The sequence below is a fragment of the Corynebacterium sp. MC3 genome, from assembly GCF_900099485.1.
GTDB classification, from domain to species: domain Bacteria; phylum Actinomycetota; class Actinomycetes; order Mycobacteriales; family Mycobacteriaceae; genus Corynebacterium; species Corynebacterium pseudogenitalium.
Genome location: NZ_LT622816.1, coordinates 133,915 through 154,688 on the forward strand (window position 1 = coordinate 133,915; position 20,774 = coordinate 154,688).

At 60.1% G+C, this 20,774-nt stretch carries 17 protein-coding genes; 12 read left to right on the top strand and 5 right to left on the bottom strand.

Translation table 11 applies throughout. The annotated features are described in order from the left end of the window. Nucleotides 1–58: 58 nt before the first annotated feature. From BQ4436_RS09560 to pyk, 3 genes are all read left to right on the top strand, one after another. Nucleotides 59–853, top strand: coding sequence for a hypothetical protein (locus tag BQ4436_RS09560; RefSeq protein ID WP_070362256.1), 795 nt, complete (start codon nt 59–61; stop codon nt 851–853). Between the two features lie 18 nt (nt 854–871). Beyond that, the gene (gene lgt, locus BQ4436_RS09565; RefSeq protein WP_070976621.1) at nt 872–1,762 is read left to right on the top strand and encodes a prolipoprotein diacylglyceryl transferase; all 891 of its coding nucleotides are present in this window, start codon (nt 872–874) and stop codon (nt 1,760–1,762) included. A 110-nt stretch (nt 1,763–1,872) separates the two neighbouring features. After that, complete coding sequence (gene pyk, locus BQ4436_RS09570; RefSeq protein WP_070478976.1) at nt 1,873–3,318, top strand: pyruvate kinase; 1,446 nt, start codon at nt 1,873–1,875, stop codon at nt 3,316–3,318. A gap of 139 nt (nt 3,319–3,457) precedes the next feature. Here the strand turns inward: pyk and BQ4436_RS09575 are convergent, their stop codons facing one another. From BQ4436_RS09575 to BQ4436_RS09585, 3 genes are all read right to left on the bottom strand, one after another. Next, nucleotides 3,458–5,854, bottom strand: coding sequence for a glycogen/starch/alpha-glucan phosphorylase (locus tag BQ4436_RS09575; RefSeq protein WP_070976623.1), 2,397 nt, complete (start codon nt 5,852–5,854; stop codon nt 3,458–3,460). Nucleotides 5,855–5,919: 65 nt separating this feature from the next. Then, nucleotides 5,920–7,176 (bottom strand): amidohydrolase, encoded by a 1,257-nt coding sequence (locus BQ4436_RS09580; protein ID WP_070976626.1) that lies wholly within the window; start codon nt 7,174–7,176, stop codon nt 5,920–5,922. A gap of 97 nt (nt 7,177–7,273) precedes the next feature. After that, on the bottom strand, nt 7,274–8,596 hold the full coding sequence (locus BQ4436_RS09585; RefSeq protein WP_176754849.1) for a DUF4921 family protein: 1,323 nt from the start codon (nt 8,594–8,596) through the stop codon (nt 7,274–7,276). Nucleotides 8,597–8,635: 39 nt separating this feature from the next. Here BQ4436_RS09585 and BQ4436_RS09590 point away from each other — a divergent pair, with 39 nt between their 5' ends. Continuing rightward, nucleotides 8,636–9,034: a hypothetical protein gene (locus tag BQ4436_RS09590; protein ID WP_070362260.1), complete on the top strand. Its 399-nt coding sequence runs from the start codon at nt 8,636–8,638 to the stop codon at nt 9,032–9,034. Here BQ4436_RS09590 and BQ4436_RS09595 read toward each other — a convergent pair. After that, nucleotides 9,004–10,128, bottom strand: coding sequence for a glycerate kinase family protein (locus tag BQ4436_RS09595; protein WP_176754850.1), 1,125 nt, complete (start codon nt 10,126–10,128; stop codon nt 9,004–9,006). The two genes, BQ4436_RS09590 and BQ4436_RS09595, sit on opposite strands and share 31 nt — an antisense overlap. 74 nt (nt 10,129–10,202) lie before the next feature. On the opposite strand from BQ4436_RS09595, the gene BQ4436_RS09600 reads away from it, so the two are divergent. From BQ4436_RS09600 to smc, 7 genes are all read left to right on the top strand, one after another. Continuing rightward, complete coding sequence (locus BQ4436_RS09600) at nt 10,203–10,934, top strand: DivIVA domain-containing protein (protein ID WP_070363481.1); 732 nt, start codon at nt 10,203–10,205, stop codon at nt 10,932–10,934. 63 nt (nt 10,935–10,997) lie between these two features. Next, nucleotides 10,998–11,534: a YceD family protein gene (locus BQ4436_RS09605; protein WP_070976628.1), complete on the top strand. Its 537-nt coding sequence runs from the start codon at nt 10,998–11,000 to the stop codon at nt 11,532–11,534. Then, complete coding sequence (rnc, locus tag BQ4436_RS09610) at nt 11,531–12,316, top strand: ribonuclease III (RefSeq protein WP_070976630.1); 786 nt, start codon at nt 11,531–11,533, stop codon at nt 12,314–12,316. Before BQ4436_RS09605 ends, rnc begins: the two co-directional genes overlap by 4 nt. Nucleotides 12,317–12,319: 3 nt before the next feature. Continuing rightward, nucleotides 12,320–13,156, top strand: coding sequence for a bifunctional DNA-formamidopyrimidine glycosylase/DNA-(apurinic or apyrimidinic site) lyase (mutM, locus tag BQ4436_RS09615; RefSeq protein ID WP_070976632.1), 837 nt, complete (start codon nt 12,320–12,322; stop codon nt 13,154–13,156). Between the two features lie 28 nt (nt 13,157–13,184). Beyond that, nucleotides 13,185–14,720 carry an alanine/glycine:cation symporter family protein gene (locus BQ4436_RS09620; RefSeq protein ID WP_070362264.1) on the top strand — a complete coding sequence of 512 codons (1,536 nt, stop codon included), beginning with the start codon at nt 13,185–13,187 and terminating at the stop codon, nt 14,718–14,720. A 3-nt stretch (nt 14,721–14,723) separates the two neighbouring features. Beyond that, nucleotides 14,724–15,008, top strand: a complete 285-nt coding sequence (locus BQ4436_RS09625) for an acylphosphatase (protein WP_070976635.1) — start codon at nt 14,724–14,726, stop codon at nt 15,006–15,008. 10 nt (nt 15,009–15,018) lie between these two features. After that, nucleotides 15,019–18,483 (top strand): chromosome segregation protein SMC, encoded by a 3,465-nt coding sequence (smc, locus tag BQ4436_RS09630; protein WP_070976636.1) that lies wholly within the window; start codon nt 15,019–15,021, stop codon nt 18,481–18,483. Between the two features lie 15 nt (nt 18,484–18,498). Here the strand turns inward: smc and BQ4436_RS09635 are convergent, their stop codons facing one another. Next, nucleotides 18,499–19,023 (bottom strand): META domain-containing protein, encoded by a 525-nt coding sequence (locus BQ4436_RS09635; protein ID WP_070362267.1) that lies wholly within the window; start codon nt 19,021–19,023, stop codon nt 18,499–18,501. Between the two features lie 78 nt (nt 19,024–19,101). Between BQ4436_RS09635 and ftsY the strand changes: the two genes are divergently transcribed. Then, complete coding sequence (gene ftsY, locus BQ4436_RS09640) at nt 19,102–20,685, top strand: signal recognition particle-docking protein FtsY (RefSeq protein WP_070977140.1); 1,584 nt, start codon at nt 19,102–19,104, stop codon at nt 20,683–20,685. Nucleotides 20,686–20,774 lie beyond the last annotated feature (89 nt).

Genomic DNA, 20,774 nt, shown 5'->3' on the forward strand with positions numbered 1-20,774 from the left:
GGCTACGCTGGCAACTGCAACAATAGGCTTTCACCTCGGAGTCACGCGGGAGGCGAGTATGTGTGCCACGGATGTACACAGTGATCTCTTCGCTGCAGTGCAGCGGCAGGTCGCGCGCCGTGAGTCCTTGGTGTCGTTCCAAGAGGTGAAGGATCGCTCGCGGGCAGCTGCATCTGCGCGCGACGCATACGCGGCCGTTGACTCAGACGGATGCGCAATTATTGCCCAGGTACAGTACAACCAGCACGGCGTCCGGACTACGCAGCAACGGATTCACCGAGCGGCACTTGCCGCAGTGGAGCTTGAGATGCAGGGGGCGCAGCTGCTCGCGTGTTCGGGTGCGCTGTTTGGCCGTGAGGTCGCGAACATTGAGATGGACGCAGCGAGGGCAGCAGTGCATATACCGGTGGTGAGCTTGGATACGATTGTTGATCCGTACCAAGTGCACGAGGCTCGCTGCTATGGAGCCGATGCGCTTGTGCTTCGTGCAGATATTCTTGAGCAGCCGCGACTGGAGGCGTTGCTAGATAGAGCGGAGACGCTTGGCATGTCGGCCTTCGTACAAGTCGGAGACGCTGAGGAGGCGGCACGTGCGCTTCGGGCGGGCGCATCGGTGCTGGCTGTTGTGCCACCGAAACGTCCATCGGGGGAGACTGATCACTTCGCGCTGGGTGAGCTTGTTGCAGGCCTTCCGAGCAAGATCCGCGTGGTGATGATGGCGGATGTGTTGACTCCGCGTGATCTGTTTAACGTCGCTGCCGCAGGAGCAGACGCCATTTTGGCGAATGCCGAAGCGGCTATTCCTTCACTTGCTACCGCCGGGCGACACCCCGCGTGCGCTTCCCGCCGATAATCAGGCACACTAGGGGGCGTGCAAACTACGATTCTGGCAAACATTCCCTCGCCACCACAGGGTGTGTGGCACATTGGCTGGTTCCCAGTGAGGGCGTACGCGCTGTGCATCATCACCGGCATCCTGCTTGCAATGTGGGTGGGCACGCGGCGCTATCGTGCGCGTGGTGGTGATCCCGACGTGATTTGGGACGCGGCGATCGTCGCTATCCCAATGGGCATTGTTGGTGGTCGGCTCTACCATGTGCTGACGGACCACGAGAAGTATTTCGGCCCCGGGAAAGATCCCCTACAAGCTCTGAACATTACTGCTGGAGGACTGGGCATTTGGGGCGCAGTCGCACTGGGCGCGGCGAGCGTGTGGTTGCTGCTGCGGTGGAAGAAGATTGCTGTTGGGCCTGTTGCGGATGCGCTGGCGCCAGGCATCGTGTTGGCCCAGGCGGTGGGGCGCCTTGGGAACTGGTTCAATCAGGAACTCTATGGTGCTGAAACGACGGTACCGTGGGCGTTGGATATCTACTACCGCGTTGACGAGCAAGGGGCGTTCGCTCCGCTGACAGGGCGTTCTACCGGTGAGGTCATAGCGAGCGTTCACCCGACGTTCCTCTACGAGTTGGTGTGGAATCTGCTTGTGTTTGCTTTCCTGCTTTGGGCAGATAAGCACTTCAGGCTCGGACATGGCAGGGTATTTTGGCTATACGTTGCTGGTTACACGATGGGCCGATTCGCAATCGAGTTGATGCGTACTGACGCCGCAACACTAATTTTGGGGTTGCGTGTGAACACGTGGGTTTCAGGCCTGCTTTTTGTTGTTTCACTTGGGATTTTCTTCCTATTGCCACGTGGGAGAGAAGCCGAGAAGGAACTCGCTCACAACGATAATGATGATACGAATCGTGATTCGGGGTAGGGTGGTATCCGAAGTGGAAGATAGGCCACACGATACGGCAGTGGAGAATTCACACACTATCTGGCCTTGAAACCACCGGTAATTGTTGAATCGCTACTAGGTTGGATCTCGTGGATAGAAGAACAAAGATCGTATGTACGCTTGGCCCTGCTGTGGCCAGCAAAGAAGCAATCCTCGGACTTGTGCGCGACGGCATGGATGTCGCCCGCCTCAACTTCTCCCACGGCGACTATCCGGACCACGAGCAGAACTACCGCTGGGTCCGCGAAGCCACCGATGAAACGGGACACGCAGTTGGCATCCTCGCCGACCTTCAGGGTCCGAAAATCCGTCTTGGGCGCTTTGAAGAAGGCGCCACCGTCTGGGAGACGGGCGAAACGGTCCGCATCACAGTCGATGACGTGCCAGGCACGCACGACCGAGTCTCGACGACTTACAAGAACCTCGCCAAGGACGCGAAGCCGGGCGATCGCCTGCTCGTCGACGACGGCAAGGTCGGTCTGGTCTGTGTCGAAGTCGACGGCAACGACGTTGTCTGCCGCGTGACCGAAGGTGGCCCTGTTTCCAACAACAAGGGTGTTTCCCTGCCGGGGATGGACATCTCCGTCCCGGCGTTGTCTGAGAAGGACAAGGCGGACCTGCGGTTCGCACTCAAGATGGGTGTCGACGTCGTCGCGCTGTCCTTCGTGCGCTCGCCGGCAGATGTTGACCTGGTTCATGAGATCATGGACGAAGTTGGCCGTCGTGTCCCAGTCATCGCGAAGCTGGAGAAGCCAGAAGCAGTCGACGCCCTGGAGTCAATCATCCTGGCATTCGACGCCGTGATGGTTGCCCGTGGCGACCTCGGCGTTGAAATTCCGCTTGAACTTGTTCCAGGTGTGCAGAAGCGCGTCATCCAGATCGCTCGTGAAAACGCGAAGCCGGTCATCGTCGCTACGCAGATGCTGGATTCGATGATTGATAACTCGCGTCCGACGCGCGCTGAGGCTTCCGACGTTGCGAACGCCGTGCTCGACGGTGCAGACGCCGTCATGCTCTCCGGTGAGACCTCCGTTGGCGTTGACCCGCACAACGTGGTCCGCACGATGAGCCGCATTGTCCGTTCCGCTGAGGCAATGGACAAGGTGCCGCCTCTGAACCACATCCCGCGTACTCGCCGTGGTGTGATCTCCTACTCGGCGAACGATGTGGCAAACCGTCTGCACGCACGCGCAATCGTGGCGTTCACCGCGACCGGCGACACCGCTCGACGCGTTGCGCGCCTGCGCCCAGACCTGCCGCTGCTCGTGTTTACTCCGAAGCAGGAGGTTCGCTCGCAGCTCGCACTGACCTGGGGCGTGGAGACCTTCCTGTGCCCGCCGGTGCACAGCACGGATGACATGATCGCCACCGTTGACAAGTACCTGCTGGCGATGGATGAGTACCAGGAGAATGACACCATGGTGATGGTTGCAGGTACCCCTCCAGGAGTTGCAGGCTCGACCAACACGGTCCACGTCCACCAGCTGGGCGAGGAGGCTTACTGGTCGAAGAAGAAGGAAGAGGAACAAGACTAAGTTCCAAATCGGAGAACACCCCGGGCAGCTGCTCCGGGGTGTTTTTCATCTCGGCTTGTAGCTCGCTAAATCCATGGGGACATATAAAAGGCCTGCCGCGAAGCAACAGCGGCAGGCCTTTTGTAGTAGGAGCTACAGGCTAGTTAATCGGCGTCGGCTCGATCTTCCAGACCTCGTTCGCGTAATCGCGGATCGTGCGGTCAGAGGAGAAGCGACCGGATTCGCAGATGTTGATCCAGCACTTGCGTGCCCATGCATCTGGGTCCTCGTAGTACTCCTTGGCCATGCGGTCGCGGGTTGCGCGGTAGTCCGCGAAGTCGCCCAGCACGTAGTAGACGTCGGCTTCGTCGAAGCCGAAGCCCTCGAGCAGGGAAGCACGGATGTTGTGGAACGCGCCGGTGCCGCAGTCGTCCAGGGTGCCGTCGACCAGTGCGTTGAGCACACGGTGCAGGCCTGGGGTCTGCTCGGCGGTAGCCTTCGGGTCATAGGAGCGCTGCAGCTCAGGCAGATCCTCCTCGAGAGCGCCGAAGATGTAGGCGTTCTCTTCGCCGACAGCGTCGACGATTTCCACGTTTGCGCCGTCCATCGTGCCCAAGGTCAGCGCACCGTTCATCATGAACTTCATGTTCGAGGTGCCCGACGCCTCCTTGCCGGCCGTCGAGATCTGCTCGGAAACATCCGTTGCCGGGATGATGTGCTCAGCAGGGGAGACGTTGTAGTTCTCCACGAAGACCACGTGCAGGTACTTCGAGACGACTGGGTCGTTGTTCACCAGCTCGCCGATGGCGTTGATGAGCTTGATGATCCCCTTTGCCATCGTGTAACCAGGTGCAGCCTTCGCGCCGAAGATAAAGGTGCGCTTCGGTACGTCGGTCTCGCCGTCTTCCTTGATGCGGAAGTACAAGTCGATGATGTACAGCGCGTTCATCAGCTGACGCTTGTACTCGTGCAGACGCTTGATCTGCGTATCGTAGACGGAGTCCGGGTCGATGACAGAACCCTGACGCTGCTCGATCCAGCGAGCGAAGTCTTGCTTGTTAGCAGCCTTGATCTCCCGCAGTTCCTTGAGCACTGCAGGATCATCAGCGTACTTGCGCAGCTCCTTCAGCTTGGACAGGTCCGTGGTCCACTCATCAGAACCAGACAGGCGGTCGAGCAGGGATGCGAGACGCGGGTTGCACATACGCAGCCAGCGACGTGGGGTGACACCGTTGGTCTTGTTGTTGAAGCGCTCTGGATACATGGAGTACCAGTAGTTGAGTGTGTCGCGCTTCAGGATCTCGGTGTGCAGCGCAGCCACGCCGTTCACGGAGTACGAAGCGTAGCAGGCGATCCACGCCATGTGCACCTTGCCGTCGTGGACTGGGGAGTAGTGGTGTGCGTCCTCCGGGCCAATGCCACGGGACTCCATGTCGAGGCGGTAGCGGCGGTCAATCTCCAGGACAATTTCCCAGATACGCCAGAACAGCTGCTTGAAGATGGACTCGTCCCAAGTCTCCAGAGCCTCCTGGAGCACGGTGTGGTTCGTGTACGCGAAGGTCTGGGTGGTGACGTTCCACGCCTCATCCCAGCCCAGGCCGTGCTCATCCATGAGCAGGCGCATGAGTTCCGGAACCGCCAGCACCGGGTGGGTGTCGTTGAGCTGCACTGAGTTGTACTCGTGGAACTTGCTCAGATCCTCGCCGTGGTGCTCGATGTAGTTGTCGATCATCTCCTGCAGCGAAGCAGAGACGAAGAAGTACTGCTGGCGTACGCGGAGCACCTTGCCAGCGTACGTGGTGTCGTTCGGGTAGAGCACGCGGGTGATGTCGTGGACAGCCTCGCGCTCCAGGATGGCGTCGGAGAAACGCTGCGAGTTGAACGCATCGTAGTCGAACTCGTGGATTGGGGATGCGTCCCACAGACGAAGGGTACCAACGTTATCGGTGCCGTAGCCGGTAATCGGCATGTCGAACGGTACTGCTCGAACCGTCATGTCGTCGAACTTCACGATGCGCTGCTGGGAGGTGCGCTCAACAACGAACGGGTAGAACGATTCCTTCCAGGAATCTGGGTGCTCCTTCTGGAAGCCATCGACGAACTCCTGGCGGAACAGGCCGTAGCGGTAGAGCAGGCCGTAGCCGGTGACCGGGTAGTCCTGCGTCACTGCGGAGTCCAGGAAGCACGCCGCGAGGCGGCCAAGGCCACCGTTGCCCAGCGCGGCATCGTGCTCTGCCTCGAGGACATCGGTCAGGTTGTGGCCGAGCTCTGCTGCTGCAGCCTCAGCCTCTTCCACCATGCCCAGGTTCGTGAGGTTGTTCAGCAGTGCGCGGCCTTGGAGGAACTCTGCGGAGAAGTACGCCTGCTGACGAGTAGCCGAGTAGGCCTTTTGGGTTGCATCCCACTTGTCGGCAATCTGCTCCACAACGGCGGCCGAGAGGCCAGTCCAAAACTTGTTATTGGTGGATGCCTGCGGGCTGCGTCCAGAGAAACCACGAACATGGCCGGCGACAGTGTCCTGCAGTGCCGGTACCGATGTTCCTACAGTGTTCTTCATAAAAACCTCAGATCTCTTGATGTGTCGAATTGGAATGCGTCGTGCTCAGCCGGAACGGCGTTGCGCTATGGCTGAGCAAGATACGTCAGAACTGCCGTGAGTCCGGCATTGGTAGCTGCTTTCACCGTGGGTGCGTAGTCCGGCAAGAAGGTCGGCATGTGGTTGACTGGAATGTCTTCCGCGACTCTATTTGCCGCAACGGCTTCATCCCACTGTGCCTTCGGGGTGCACCCGATAAGCCAGTAGAAGTACGGCACGTCAAACGCCAGGGGGATGACTGGGAAGTCCTCAGACACTGTCTTTCGGTCGGCTTCAGCAGACTCATGCTTGAAAACCTCGTCGAAAGACTGGCGGACCTTTGCGTACACCTCGGCGTCATTGCTCATAAGTTCTCCGTGAGCGAAGTACTCGAACGTAGGCGCATCGGTGGCACCCGATGCTTGCACCTCTGCACGAACAACCCGCTCGATGGAGGCGTACATCTGCTCTTTTGTCTTGTTTTGATAAAAGCGGCAGTTGAGTACGAGTTCCGCGGAGTCGGGGATAATGTTGTTCGTCGTTCCAGCGTGCAAACTAGCAACGGTGACGACTGCGAAGTCAGAAGGATCGACTTCCCGGCCCACGAGCCCTTGCAGGCGGGCAATGATCATTGCTGCCGTAAACGTTGGGTCTATGGCGTTGTGTGGCATAGAGCCGTGCGCACTTCGCCCCGGGATCGTAATCCTGATGGAGTCACATGCCGCGAACTGGGGACCCGCTTTTGACATCACGGTTCCCGCAGGTCCGGGCATCACATGCTGGCCAAAGCAGACGTCAGGACGTGGGATGCGTTCCAGAAGTCCGTCATTGACCATCGCTTCTGCCCCTACCCCCAGCTCTTCTCCTGGTTGAAACAGTGCAATGAACGTCCCACGCCAGGCGTGGCGGGTGTTGTCCATAAAACTGCACATACTGAGAAGTGCCGTGGTGTGCATGTCATGGCCGCAAGCATGCATAGTGCCGACGCTCGTGCCGTCCTCAAGACGCACCTTCTTCTTTGAAGCGTATGGAACTTCGGTAGATTCCGTAACTGGGAGCCCATCGAAGTCGGCACGGAACAGTACAGTTGGCCCGTCACCGTTGTGGAAGACCGCACAGATTCCGTAGCCCCCAATCGGTGCAATTACTTCGCAGTCGAACTGGGTAAGTTCGGCGAGGAGCCGTTGGTGCGTCTCCTCTTCTTGCATCGATAGCTCGGGCGTGGTGTGCATGAATTCGTAGAATGCACGCTGCCACGATTCGTCAACGACGTAACTGTTGAGAATATCGTTGATGTTGATCATGTACGTCCCTCTGTGCGTCACTCCGCACGTGCTTGCTTAACTACCATCACATTAAGTAATACCAGTCTTTTGGGAGGAAGGTATAAACAACTTTGGTCTAAAGGACTGGGTTGTAGAGGAGAGAGTTGCGTGACGGGGCACATTCTGTGGCAATACGCAGCGACTTTGTCACATTCCCGGCATCGCGGAGTCGGTAGAGTTTGTCCACCATTTTGTCACGAACATCAAACGGGGAAAGCGTATTGACGTAGATTTTAGTGCCGCCTTCGAACCCCGCGAGTGTAGAAATACGCCACTTAATGTTCACCCTCCATGGCATCGGAAGGTCCAGATCCACAGGCCGGTAGTGCCACTCCTCGTTGCACGCGACCTCGGGTCCCATCGCTGCGTGGATCGCGTGCACGAGGTCCGACAGACCGCGCACTTCCTGCTCCGACTGCTCCCATGGTGCACAGGTTGCGGACTTGGAATAGATGGAGACAGTGGGGTAGCGGTGCCCGATGCCTGCGATGGCGATTGCGAAGTCGTTCTCCGCGATCACCAGGTTGTGGTAGAACGCGTAGTTCACTCCCCATTCGTTGTACATGTTGATGTTCTGACGCAGCTTTGCAATCTCCATCTCGGCCTGCACGCCACGCGCGTCGACGGTGACGAGCTGCTTGTGCAGGTGGTCGAAGGAGGCGCCGGCAGGCGCAAGCCAGTTTTGGAAGACTACGACGTACGGGGAGTAGGGATTCTTTACGACGAGGTCGTGGAGGGAATCAACTGTGAACTTGAAGAAAGCCCCGTGCTCGTCTTCGGTGAGTGTCCCGGAGCTTGCTAGCTGTGTGTCGTCGGTGGCGCCGTCGACGAAGTGGCGTCGAGCAATAATGACGTCGTGACCGCCGCCGAAATACGCGGGCGCGATCTCCAAAAGTGACGCCTCGTCGCGGTCGGGATTCTCTCCGGAGGCCTTGAGGCGGGTGCGAACGATGTCGAGGACGTGGGCCTTGCCAGCGGGGTCCGCGAGGTAGCGGTCCATGTGTTCCTGCTGGGACTGGGGCATGCTGTAGCCGTAGTTCTTTGCCCAGTAGTCGTAGGAGACTATCTCGAAGAGGTTCGGTACGCGGCGGAACTCGGCGGTGGTGGCGTCGAGCTCTTCGGGCATCGCGTTGCGGACGATCTCCCAACCATCCCGGGTGCGCACCATGCGCGACTTCTCCGGCGGGGTGCGCAACTGGTGGGCGTCGCAGAAGTTGCAGTGCTCGTGAAAGTCGGAATCGCTGAGCGGGTGCGGGGTCCCTGAGGGGTGGGAAAGGGGCCGGTTTCCTCTGCCTGGGACCGTCCAAACCTCGGTGCCGGAAAATGGGTTGACTTGCTTGATCGTGCCGTCAGCCATGGTCGTCAGGGCGTCACGATACGAGTGCACTGGAAAAGTCATACCTGCTACGTTACTCCCCGGTGTATTAGCCTGTTCGTCATGGCGATCATTCAGTTCCATGTGCTGGCCCCCGATGCGTCGGCAGAAAAGTTGGCGGAGGCGTACCAGCGCGCAATCGATATTTTGGTGCGGCGCGAAAAACTCACTGCCGGAAATGTTGTGTACACCCCGCATGTAGCGTTGCCTAGCGAGGTCACCGAGGAACTGGAAGCAACATACGTGCAGGACAGGCAGGTCTCGGCTGAAGAAGAGGGTGCCGCCCTCCAGCGCTACGACATCGAGGTTGAAGGCGCGAGGAGCCTGAACAGCCTGGCGATGGGCCTGTCGCGGATTCTGACCCCGCGAGCGCAGCTTCCATCAGACCCCGTCGCGTTGGAGCAGCAAGACCAGTTTGAGACGCCTGCGCTTTACCCCTGGACCGTCGAGGTGTTCAGGTAACGAATCGCCGCCTCGCGGCCTGCGCGGCGGAGTTGCTCACTGGTGTCAGCGATGTTTTCAAGGGGGACTGCGATTGCTTCACCAGCGGGTTCGGCGTCGAAGCTACCCGCCACAATTACGCAGACAGCACCTGCATCAGCGGCAAGGTCGCTTACCGTGCTGGCAACCTTGCCAGCGGCGGTTTGGGCGTCATAGCGTCCCTCGCCGGTGATGACGAGTCCGGACTGTGCGATAAGATCTGCGAGCCCGCTGGCGTTCGCGATGACGGGCGCACCGGGGGAGATGGAGACGTGGCTGGCATCGCCGTGCAGGAGCGTTGATAACCAGGTGATGCCGATCGCGATTCCACCCGCAGCCCCGAAGGCCGGAGTAGTGGGGTCGAGACCTGCTACTTCGCACAGCCTGGCCAGCCCGCGGTCGAGCTTGGCCACGTCTTCTACGGAAGCGCCCTTCTGAGGTCCAAATACAGCGGCGGAGCCTTCCGGTCCCGTAGCGGGCGAATCCACATCGGTGAGTAGTACCCAGTCGAGCGCGCCTGCGGGAATGTTGACCTTTGCGGTATCAAGGTCCGCGAGGCGCTCGAGGTCGCCGCCGCCAGGCTTGAGTTGATAGCCCTCAGCGTCGACGGGGTTGGCGCCAAGGGCTACGAGGATGCCGGTGCCACCATCGGTGGTTGCCGAGCCGCCCAAGCCGAGCACGATCCGTGTTGCGCCACGGGTTTGTGCGTCGGCGATGAGCACTCCGGTGCCGTAGGTATCGCCGGTCAACGGAACTGGTGAATCTGCGACGGCGGGTAGCCCAGAGGCGGCAGCGACGTCGATAAACGCTGTGGTTGAAGCGGCATCATAGGTGTAGGTAGCCTCCGTGAGGCGCCCCGCGGCGTCCGTGGTGGGCAGGGTGATGCGCTCGCCCTTGAACAGTTCGGAGGTGCCTTCGCCGCCGTCGGCCATTGGGGCGAGTTTGATGGTTGCGTCCTTTAATATCTCGCGGACGCCTTCTCCGATCCACGTTGCGGCCTGCTCAGCCGACGCCGTGCCTTTGAATGCGTCTGGGGCGATGGTGACTGTGGTTGGGGTACGCAATGCTTCATCCATGAGGGCAAAGTGTAGTGCATACCTTCCGTTGTGTTGCACACTCAGCGCAGTGGTTCTCGGGTACGATGACCGACATGTATCGCGTTTTTGAAGCACTTGATGAACTCGTCCAAATCGTCGAGCAGGCCTACGGCGTGCCAATATCAAGCTCTTGCCTCGTGCCGCGCAACGAAGTGCTTGCGCTGTTAGACGATATTCGTGACGCAATCCCGAATGAGATGGACGACGCTCAAGATGTCCTCGACCGGCAGGACGCTATCTTGCATGGTGCACAGGAACGCGCGGACGATTTGGTGGCTCAAGCCAATGCAGACGCGAAGCACATTATGGATGAGGCAAACGAGCAGTCTCAAGAAATGATTGACGACGCCCAGTCCCACGCGACCATGCTGGTGACCAACGCTGAAGAGGACTCCCGCGATATGGTCAGCCGCGCACGCGAAGACGCGGAAGCCACCGTGGCGCGAGCACAGGAAGAAGCTCAGCGCCTGGTTGAAAACGGTCAGAAAGAATACCAGCGCTCAATTGATGAGGGCTTGGCGCAGCAGGAACACCTTGTTTCCGAGGCAGAGGTCATGCGTCGCGCAGACGAGGAGGCGCACCGCCTGGTCGAGCAGGCGCACGCGGAGTCCTCGCGTTTGCGCGGGGAATGCGACGAGTTTGTGGACTCCAAGCTTGCGGAGTTTGAGGAGTCACTTTCCGCAGTGCTTCGCACAGTATCTAAGGACCGTTCCGCGCTCCGGCGCGGCGCCGGCGTCTCAGGCGGCAGCCAACGCGCGGAGCGTTACGACTACGGCGAGCATTAGGAACGCACAAGAGAAAACCAGGTAGCACTTCCGGAAGAAAACCGATGTAGAGTTTGGGTTGCTATGGCTAAAAATCCTTTCATTATTCAAGTAGCTGACGCTCTGCACAGCGACGGCATGCCGGTAGTTGTCCACAACGTGGGCCCAGCTCCTTCCCGCATCGGGCCAGAGATGATCGCAATTCCGGAAGGCCAGGAAGTGGCCGTCGACGCTACCGTGACCCCGCTTGGTTCTGGCGTGATGGTCGACGCCACCGTGACCGCGGTACTGGAAGGGCAGTGCGTACGTTGCCTGCGCACCCTGCAGCCGACGGAAACGCTGCGTGTCTCCCAGGTGTTTTCTAACGGCGACGACTTCATCCAGGGTGATGAAGAAGTAGAGGAAGACGCAGGATCCGGGGATGAGATCATGCGCATCGTGGAAGAAACGGTTGATCTCGAGCAGGCCTTCGTCGACGAAGCTGGCCTCACACTGCCGTTTAACCCGACCTGCCAGCCTGCATGCCCCGAAGACAGCGACGTTCCGGCACCAGACGGCATCAGCGGCGAAGCAACCGACGCGGTGGATCCGCGCTGGGCTGGATTGGAGAAGTTCCTATGAGCCGGCGTTCAAAGAAGAATCGCGTCAGCGGCGAAGAAGCGTGGAACAGCGCGTTCTCCGAAGTAGACCATGCGCCTCTGCTCGAGTGGCTGGGTGTGGATCTGGACGACGAACTGTTGCGACTCGCCTTGACGCATCGCTCCTTTGCCAACGAGCACGACTACCTGCCAAATAACGAGCGGCTTGAGTTTCTCGGAGACGCAGTGCTCGGTCTGACCGTAGCCACGAAGCTCTTCGAGATCTACCCTTCGAGCTCCGAGTCGGTGCTCTCCCCGATGCGGGCCTCAATTGTGTCACGCTACGGGTTGGCGGATGTCGCCCGTGGCATCGAGCTTGGTAAGTACGTGCTGCTTGGAAAAGGCGAGTTGCATACCGGTGGCAGGGACAAAGAGTCCATCCTCGCCGATACGACGGAGGCGCTCTTTGGCGCGATCTATCGGCAGCACGGATTCGAAGCAGCCCGCGACGTAATTCTTAAGCTCTTCCACGAGAAGCTCCACAACGCGACGGCACACGGCCACAGGCAAGACTGGAAGACTGTGCTGCAGGAACGCCTCGCGGAACGTGGCATCCCAATGGTCGAGTACGAAACGACGTCTGAAGGCCCCGAGCACGACCTCGAATTCACGTCCTACGCCATGATCCTTGGGAAGAACCGTGGGCGCGGGGTAGCGCGGAATAAGAAGCTCGCCGAGCAAGAGGCCGCCAGGGAAGCCGTCACGTTCTTCCAAGAGCACCCAGAGGCGCTTGTCCTCGAGCAGCAAAACCGCGACAAGGCGTAGCCAATGCCTGAACTGCCCGAAGTTGAGGTCGTTCGCCGAGGCCTCGACGCGCATATCGTTGGCAGGACCTTCGACAGCATCGACGTCGCGCATCCCCGAGCAGTCAGGGACAGCACCGTCGACCTCACAACGATCCTGCCTGGGCTTCGCGTCACTGGTACCGGACGTCGCGGCAAATTCCTCTGGCTCACCCTCTCCGACGGGGGCTGCCTCCTGGTACACCTCAGGATGAGCGGACAGATGCTGGTCGGCGCGCCGGGCAGCGTGGACAGTCCACACGCGCGGATTCGCGCCAGGATGGGCGACGTGGAACTGGTCTTCGTGGATCAGCGCACGTTCGGCTCGTGGCAGTACTGCGAGCTTGACGATGGCATCCCAGAACGTGCAAGCCACATTGCGATGGACCCGTTCGAGGAAGGCTTCGACGTTGATACAACTGCAGAGTTGATGCGGCACAAGCGATCTGCGGTCAAAACGGTGTTGTTGAATCAGGCCGTAGTCAGCGGTATTGGATCCATCTACGCTGACGAGGCAATGTGGGCGGCACGCGTCGCGCCGTGGCAACGGGCAGATACACTCGCTCAGGAGAGTGCGGTCGAGCTTCTCGACGCATCACGTGACGTCATGGAGCGTGCACTCGCCCAAGGCGGAACGAGCTTCGACTCCTTGTACGTGAACGTCAATGGTGCCTCGGGGTATTTTGCCCGCTCGCTGAATGCCTACGGGCGCGCGGGTGAACCTTGCGCCCGCTGCGGGGACGCCATTGTGAAGACGGTCGTGAACCAGCGGTCGAGTTATTACTGCCCAACATGCCAGGATCCTGAGCAAAATCGCGAATAATCCTGTCATTGCGACTAGGATTCTCCGCATGGAAAAAGCAACCGAGTTCATTGACGGAACTCTCAACGGCATCATCTGGGACATTGTCCCGTGGCTCCTGCTTGCTGCGGGTGTCTACTTCGGGCTACGTACCTTGTTCGTACAGGTCCGACTGCTTCCGGAAATGTTCAAGGCGGTCACTGAGACCCCGAAGGGCAAAGACCGCGACGGGCGCGATTTGGACGAAGAATACGGCGGTATTTCTGCGTTCAAGGCGTTTACCATTTCCGCTGCTTCCCGCGTGGGCACGGGCAACATCGCTGGTGTCGCTCTCGCGATCTCGGTTGGCGGGCCTGGCGCAGTGTTCTGGATGTGGATGATCGCCATTGTGGGTGGCGCTACCGCGTTCGTTGAGTCCACGCTCGCACAGCTGTGGAAGACGAAAGACGAAAGCGGCAACTACCACGGTGGTCCCGCCTACTACATGACGCGCGGACTCGGGTGGCGCCCGCTCGCCGTGATCTTCGCTGTTGCGCTCTCGTTCACCTATGGCTTTGTGTACAACGCAATTCAGACGAACTCCATCGTTGAGGCCGTCGGCGGTTCTGTTGGCTCCGACTCGATGACGCTGAAGCTGATTGTGGCAGTGATCCTTGCTGCCCTGACTTCTGCCATCATCTTCGGCGGTGTGACCCGTATCGCGAACTTCACGCAGGTCGTCGTTCCGTTCATGGCGGTCGCCTACATCCTGGTTGGCCTGCTGGTAGTCATTCTGAACATTCAGGAAGTTCCAGGGATGATCGCGCTGATCGTCGGCCACGCCCTGGGGCTGAAGCAGGTTGGTGGTGCGACGCTGGGTATGGCGTTTGTCTGGGGTATGCGCCGTGGTCTGTTCTCGAACGAGGCCGGCCAGGGGTCCGCTCCGAACGCAGCGGCTACTGCGACGGTATCGCACCCGGTGAAGCAGGGACTGGTGCAGACGCTCGGCGTGTACTTCGACACCCTCGTTGTGTGCTCGATTACGGCGTTCGTCGTGCTGCTCGGCCCTGAGATCAACTACGGCTTGGATGATGTACAGGGTGCATCGCTGACACAGTCCGCCTTGGCGGCAACGGTGGGTGCGTGGGGCACGCACTTCATCACGTTCATTCTCTTCTTCCTGGCGTTCTCGTCAGTGATCGGTAACTACTACCTTGCGCAGGCGAATATTGAGTACCTCTCGGACTCGAAGACGGTGCTGAACGTTTTCCGCTGCGGTGTCATCGTCTTTGTGTTCTTCGGAGCGTTCGGCTCGATTCCGCTGGTGTGGTCGCTTGGCGACACGATGGCGGGCACGATGGCCATCATCAACATCATCGCGATCGTCCCGCTTGCGGGTGTCGCCATCAAGCTGCTCAAGAACTACAACGAGCAGCGCGTCCAGGGCATCGACCCGGTGTTCCACCGCGACATGATGCCTGAGGTCAAGAACGTAGAGTTTTGGGACGGCTCCGACCCGGTCACGCGCCGCAGCCTGGAGGACCGCATCACGGCTTCCGAGGCCCGCGCCGTAGGTGAAGACAACGAGCAGGGCGGTTTGAAGTAGCCGATGGCCACCATTCGTATGACCGCGTTTGTGCACGGGCACGTTCAAGGCGTCGGGTTCCGCTGGTGGATCCGCTGCCGGGCCTTGGAGCTCGGCCTACAGGGGTATGCGAAGAATCTTGTCGACGGCCGCGTTGAAGTGGTCGCGGAAGGCGACGAGGGGGACGTCGATACGCTGAAGCGACTACTGGAAGAACAGCCCTCCTCAACGCAACGACCGGGCCACGTGGACATAGTAGTCGCGCAGTACGGTGAGCCTCGTGGGGCGGAAGGCTTCCACGAACGGTAAACTCACCACAATGCATTTGAAATCGTTGACGCTGAAGGGCTTTAAGTCCTTCGCTTCTTCGACGACGATGAAGTTCGAGCCCGGCATCTGCGCTGTTGTCGGACCGAACGGCTCAGGTAAATCGAACGTCGTCGACGCGCTTGCCTGGGTGATGGGGGAGCAGGGTGCGAAGAATCTACGCGGTGGGAAGATGCAGGATGTCATCTTCGCGGGAGCGGGGGATCGCAAGCCACTAGGGCGCGCAGAGGTAACACTCACCTTCGACAACAGCGATAAGCACCTTCCAGTGGACTTCACGGAGGTTGCGATCACGCGACGTATGTTCCGTGATGGAGCCTCCGAGTACGAAATTAACGGCTCGAAAGCCCGGCTGATGGACATTCAGGAGCTGTTGTCGGACTCCGGTATTGGCCGCGAGATGCACATCATCGTCGGGCAGGGCAAGCTGTCTGAGATTTTGGAGTCGCGCCCTGAGGAGCGCCGAGCGTTCATCGAGGAAGCCGCCGGCGTGCTGAAGCATCGGCGTCGCAAGGAAAAGGCGCAACGCAAGCTTCAATCGATGCAAGGCAACGTCGACAGGCTGCAGGATCTGACAGATGAGCTTGGCAAGCAGCTCAAACCGCTGGAGCGCCAGGCCGAAGCCGCGAAGCGCGCCGCGACTGTGCAAGCCACGCTTCGCGACGCCCGGCTCCGCCTCGCCGGCCACCAGATGGTCACGCTGCAGGCAGCGCATGCACAAAGTGACGAGAGTGCGAAGCTGCTCGAAGAACAGGTCGAGACCGTGACCGCGTCGCTCGAGAGCGCTGAGGAGCAGTACGCGCAGCTCGAGGAAGAACAACGGGAGGTACAGCCGCGTGCCCAGGAGTCACAGGAAACTTGGTTTGCACTGTCATCTCTCGAGGAACGGGCGAACGCGACGTTGCGCATCGCACAGGAACGCGCGCACAACCTGAACACGCAGACTGAGTACCACGGGCAAGACCCAGAGGAGCTGCTCGCTCGGGCAGCAGCAGCGGACGAAGAATATGAGGTGGCCATTGAGGCTGCCGAGGAAGCCGCGGAGCGACTTGAGGTTGTTCGGGAAGACGTTGCCGAATACCAGGCTGCGTTCGATGAAGCTGAACGCGAACACGTGGCGCAGATTCAGGCGGTAGCGGATCGCCGTGAGGGCGTTGTGCGGCTGGTGGCGCAAGAGGAGGCGCACCAGCAGGCCGTGCTCGGAGGTGAGCAAGAGGCAACCCGGCTTGAAGAGCAGCTTTCACTCAGCAGCGAGCGGGCCCACAGCGCCCGCGGCGAAGCCGAGGAGGTAGCTGAGAAGATCGCTGAGCTCGAAGCCCGGCGAGGGCCACTCGTCCATGAGTACGAGCAAGCAAGCTCAGAGCTCACTGCCGCCGAGCAGCGCTTTCAGGAGCTACAGACGCAGCAGCGCGAGCATGAGCGGGCGGTGTTTACGCTGCAGTCGAAGATAGAGACGCTGCAGCACCAAATGCCAACACGTACCGCGGAGGAGATGCTCGGAGGCTATCCCGCGCTTGCATCACTGGTGAAGGCTCCTGCTGACCTGGCAGGAGCGCTGGCTGCCGCGCTTGGTGGCTTCAGTGAGGCATTGGTGGGCGAGCGCGACTTGGACGTTGTGGAGCAGCTGCAATCCGCAGATCGTGCCAGCATCGTTGAGGCAGTCGGCGGCGCGCTGTGGCGTGTTGAAACCGACGGGTGCTATGACTGGCTCCTCGACCACCTCGACGTCGACGTTTCGGTCGCGGGCCCCGTGGCGCGCCTGTTAGCAGACGTTGTTGTAGTGGAGACGCCGCAGGAGGGCGTGGACGTCGTGAAGGCAGACCCACGACTGCGTGCTGTGACGCGAGAGGGGGCACTATTCGGCGAAGGCTGGATGTCGGTAGGCATCGCGAGCGCGTCTACGGTCGAGGTGAGTGCGCAGGTTGAAGCCGCACAGCGAGACCTACGCACCGCAGAGCACGCGTTGGCGGAGCTCTCGGGCACGTTTGAGGGAGCGCAGCTCGCAGCCGAGGACACGCGGGTGAATGTTGCGGCGGCGAAGGCAGCGCTGCGCGAGCACGACACCGAGGTTGCTTCGTGGCAGCGTGAGCATCAGCGCTTGGCTGCGCAATCGGACACGGCCGAGCAAGAGCGCGTCCGTGCCGCGCAGCAGCTTGAGGAGGCAGAGCAGCGGCTCGCTCAGCGCCGTGAGCAACTGCTGGAAACCCAGGAGCGTCTTTCTCGCATCGACGACGCTCCTGCTGCGGAAGGCCCTTCGCCCGAGGCACGCGATGCTGCATCCCAGCAACTGACGCAGGCGAAGGCGCTCGAACTGGAAGCGGTTCTCGCTGCTCGTGAGACGCAACAGCGCGCTCAGGCGATTGCGGGGAAGGGCGATGCGTTGCGTCGCCAGGCGGAAAACGAGCGCCAGGCAAAAGCGCGTCATGACGCAGCCGTTGCACGACGGCGGTCCCAAGCCCTGCTCGCCGGAGCCGTGAAGGAACACACGGAGGTACTGATCTCGCGAGTCCAGGATGCATTACAGCGAGCCACCGCGCAGCGCGATGAGCTGCAGCGCACGCTTGCTGCGCTGCAGGGCAGGATTCAACAAGAGCGATCGCAGGTCAGCGCTGCTCGTCAGCAGCTGAATCGGTTGAGTGACCGCGCGCACGCCGCAGACATTGCAAGGTCGCAGGCGAAGGTGCGTCTTGAGGAAGCTCAGCAGAAGATCGTCGAGTCGCTCGGTATTTCGGTCGATGACTTGCTCGCGAACTTCGCGCCGGGAGAAGACTTTGACGAGTCCACTGAGACCCAGCGACTGCGCCAGGCCGAAAAAGACTTGCGCTCTTTGGGGAAGGTGAACCCGCTGGCTCTCGAAGAGTTTAAGGCGCTTGAGGAACGCTATACGTTCCTCTCTACCCAGCTTGCCGATGTGATTCAGGCTCGAAAGGACTTGCTCGACGTCATCGAGGATGTCGACGCCCACATCCTGCAGCTCTTCACGGATGCATGGCACGACGTGGAGGAGGAGTTTCCACGTGTGTTCCATACGCTGTTTCCCGGTGGGGAAGCCCGCCTGATACTCACGGAACCAGATGACATGCTGCTCACCGGCATCGAGATCGAGGCGCGCCCACCGGGCAAGCGCGTCAAGCGGCTGTCACTGCTTTCAGGTGGGGAGAAGTCGCTGACTGCTCTGGCGTTTCTGGTGGCGATTTTCCGAGCGCGCCCGAGCCCGTTCTACGTGCTGGACGAGGTGGAGGCAGCGCTCGATGACGTGAATCTGCGCCGATTGATCGCGCTGCTCGAGGAGCTGCGGCAGGACTCGCAGCTCATTGTGATCACGCACCAGAAGCCGACCATGAATGTGGCGAATGTGCTCTACGGTGTCACCATGCGCGGTGATGGTGTAACGAGGGTGCTCTCACAAAGAATGCGCCCGGCGGGGTCAGCTCCTGACTCCGATCCGGACGCGTAAATAGGGGTGCGGGGGTTAGTTCTTTACAACAAGCTCCAGTGTTCCCTCAGGACCAACTGCGAAGAGTTTATCCTGGCCGAGCACCTTCAGGCTCGTGGTCTGCTTCAGCAAGTCGCTGGTGGTGTTTTCCCAGATGGTGTCCTCAGACGGGCATGCCTTCCTCGTCGTCGGCGTCTTGAACGTGGAGACCGCACCAGTTGCTTCGTCAATGGTGAAGCCGACGCCGTAGCCGTTGCATGGACCGCCTACAAGCACGTAGCCCTTATCTTCCTTGACAAATTGGACAGTAGCGCCGTCATACAACGGCAGCGGTGCCCAGGTCGTGTTCAGCGCGGTGGTGAGCGCCTCACCAGTCGCTGGTACTGCCTCCTTCGGCGCGTCGGTGCCAACGCTCGGCACGTCTACCTTTGAGCTGCCAAGCTGGCCACTTGAGGCAATGATGCCAAGTCCGACGGCCAGCGAAATCAGTGTTGTGAGGACTGGCAGGATCCATTGGGCAACGTCTTGTGGCAGATTCTTCAAAAATGGGGGAGTATTCATAAACCTTATTCAACCACGTTGTTGGCATAAATGGGGTATTCCACACAGTTTTTGAGCGCCTTTGGCACTATGGAAGTCATGACTACGTACTCGTTATGGATTGCAATCGCAGCTGTGGTGCTCGTGATTCTCATTGTGGGCATCATCATTGTTGGCAATAAACGGAAATCGGCAAAGTCTGTTTCCTTTGAAAAGACCGAGGAGCCGAAAGAACTTACCCAGCAGGAAAAGTCCGGCAACTACCAGGCAAAGGGGGGGTTTAATTTCGCTCAAGCAGGAGTGAAGGAAAAGGAACCTATCCCGCGTGTCGACGCCCCCTCCGATCCGAAGCCCGCTCAGGCTGTGCCAATGCCAGAGCCTGAGCCGCTTGTAGAGGAGGAGCCGGCGCCTGAGCCTGAGCCTGAGCCGGAGCCGGTTGAGGAAACTCAGTCCGAAAAGCCTGAGCCGGTGGTTGTACCGGAACCGCAGGTCGACCCTGAACCTGCAGTAGAACCGAAACCTGAGGTTGAGAAGGAGCCGGAACCGACACTGGTCGCGGAAGAGCCAAAGGCGCCCGCGCCTGCAGAACCCGCCTCCGACGAAGCAGACGTCGAACACCAAGACATCGAAGAAGCACAAGAGGCAGCTGACGCAGCCGCAGCAACGGTCGACGGGGCGGAACGTGCCCTGGAAGACGGTGCCGAACCGACCGAGGACGCAATTGTCAGCGAACCAGTCTCCTCCGAGCCTGTCGAGGCAATCGCGCCAGCCGCAGGCCGGATGGGCAAGCTGCGCGGGCGCCTGTCGCGCTCGCAGAACGCGATTGGCCAAGGGCTGCTTGGCATTCTTACCGCGGGCGACCTCGACGAGGACGCGTGGGAAGAGATCGAAGACACCCTCATCATGGCGGATATCGGTGCGGATCTGACCATGCGCATTACCGATGCACTGCGTCAGAAGATTGCCGAGCGAGGCGTGGCATCTGAGGCTGAAGCACGCGCAATGCTGCGGGAAACCCTGATCGAAGCCGCGAAGCCAGAGCTCGATCGTTCGATTCACGCAATGCCGAACGAAGGCAAGCCCGCTGTGATCCTGGTAGTCGGCGTCAACGGCACGGGTAAGACCACCACGACGGGCAAGCTTGCACGTGTACTCGTAGCGATGGGCCACTCGGTGGTACTTGGCGCTGCGGATACATTCCGCGCTGCTGCGGCAGACCAGCTGGAGACGTGGGGGCGTCGGGTAGGTGCCTCTACGGTCCGCGGAGCAGAAGGCGCGGACCCTGCCTCTGTCGCGTTCGACGCCGTGGCGACCGGCGTGCAAGAGGGTGCGGATGTCGTGCTTGTCGACACAGCGGGCCGTCTGCACACCTCGACTGGCTTGATGGATCAGCTGGGTAAGGTGAAACGGGTCGTCGAAAAGAAATCCACTGTTGATGAGGTGCTCCTGGTACTGGATGCAACGGTTGGACAAAACGGCATTGCGCAGGCGCGAGTGTTCCGTGAGGTCGTCGATATCACCGGTGTGGTGCTGACGAAGCTGGACGGTACCGCGAAGGGCGGCATTGTGTTCCAGGTACAAGAGGAACTGGGCGTGCCGGTCAAACTTGTGGGTCTTGGCGAAGGCGCCGATGACCTCGCGCCGTTTGAAGTAGAGAGCTTTGTGGATGCTCTGCTGGGATAGCCTGGCGTGATGTGAACAGTTGGGCGGAAAGGCGCTAGGCTAGGTGCGTTCTGTCTCATTACCGAAGAATGAATTAGTTAAGGGAGCAA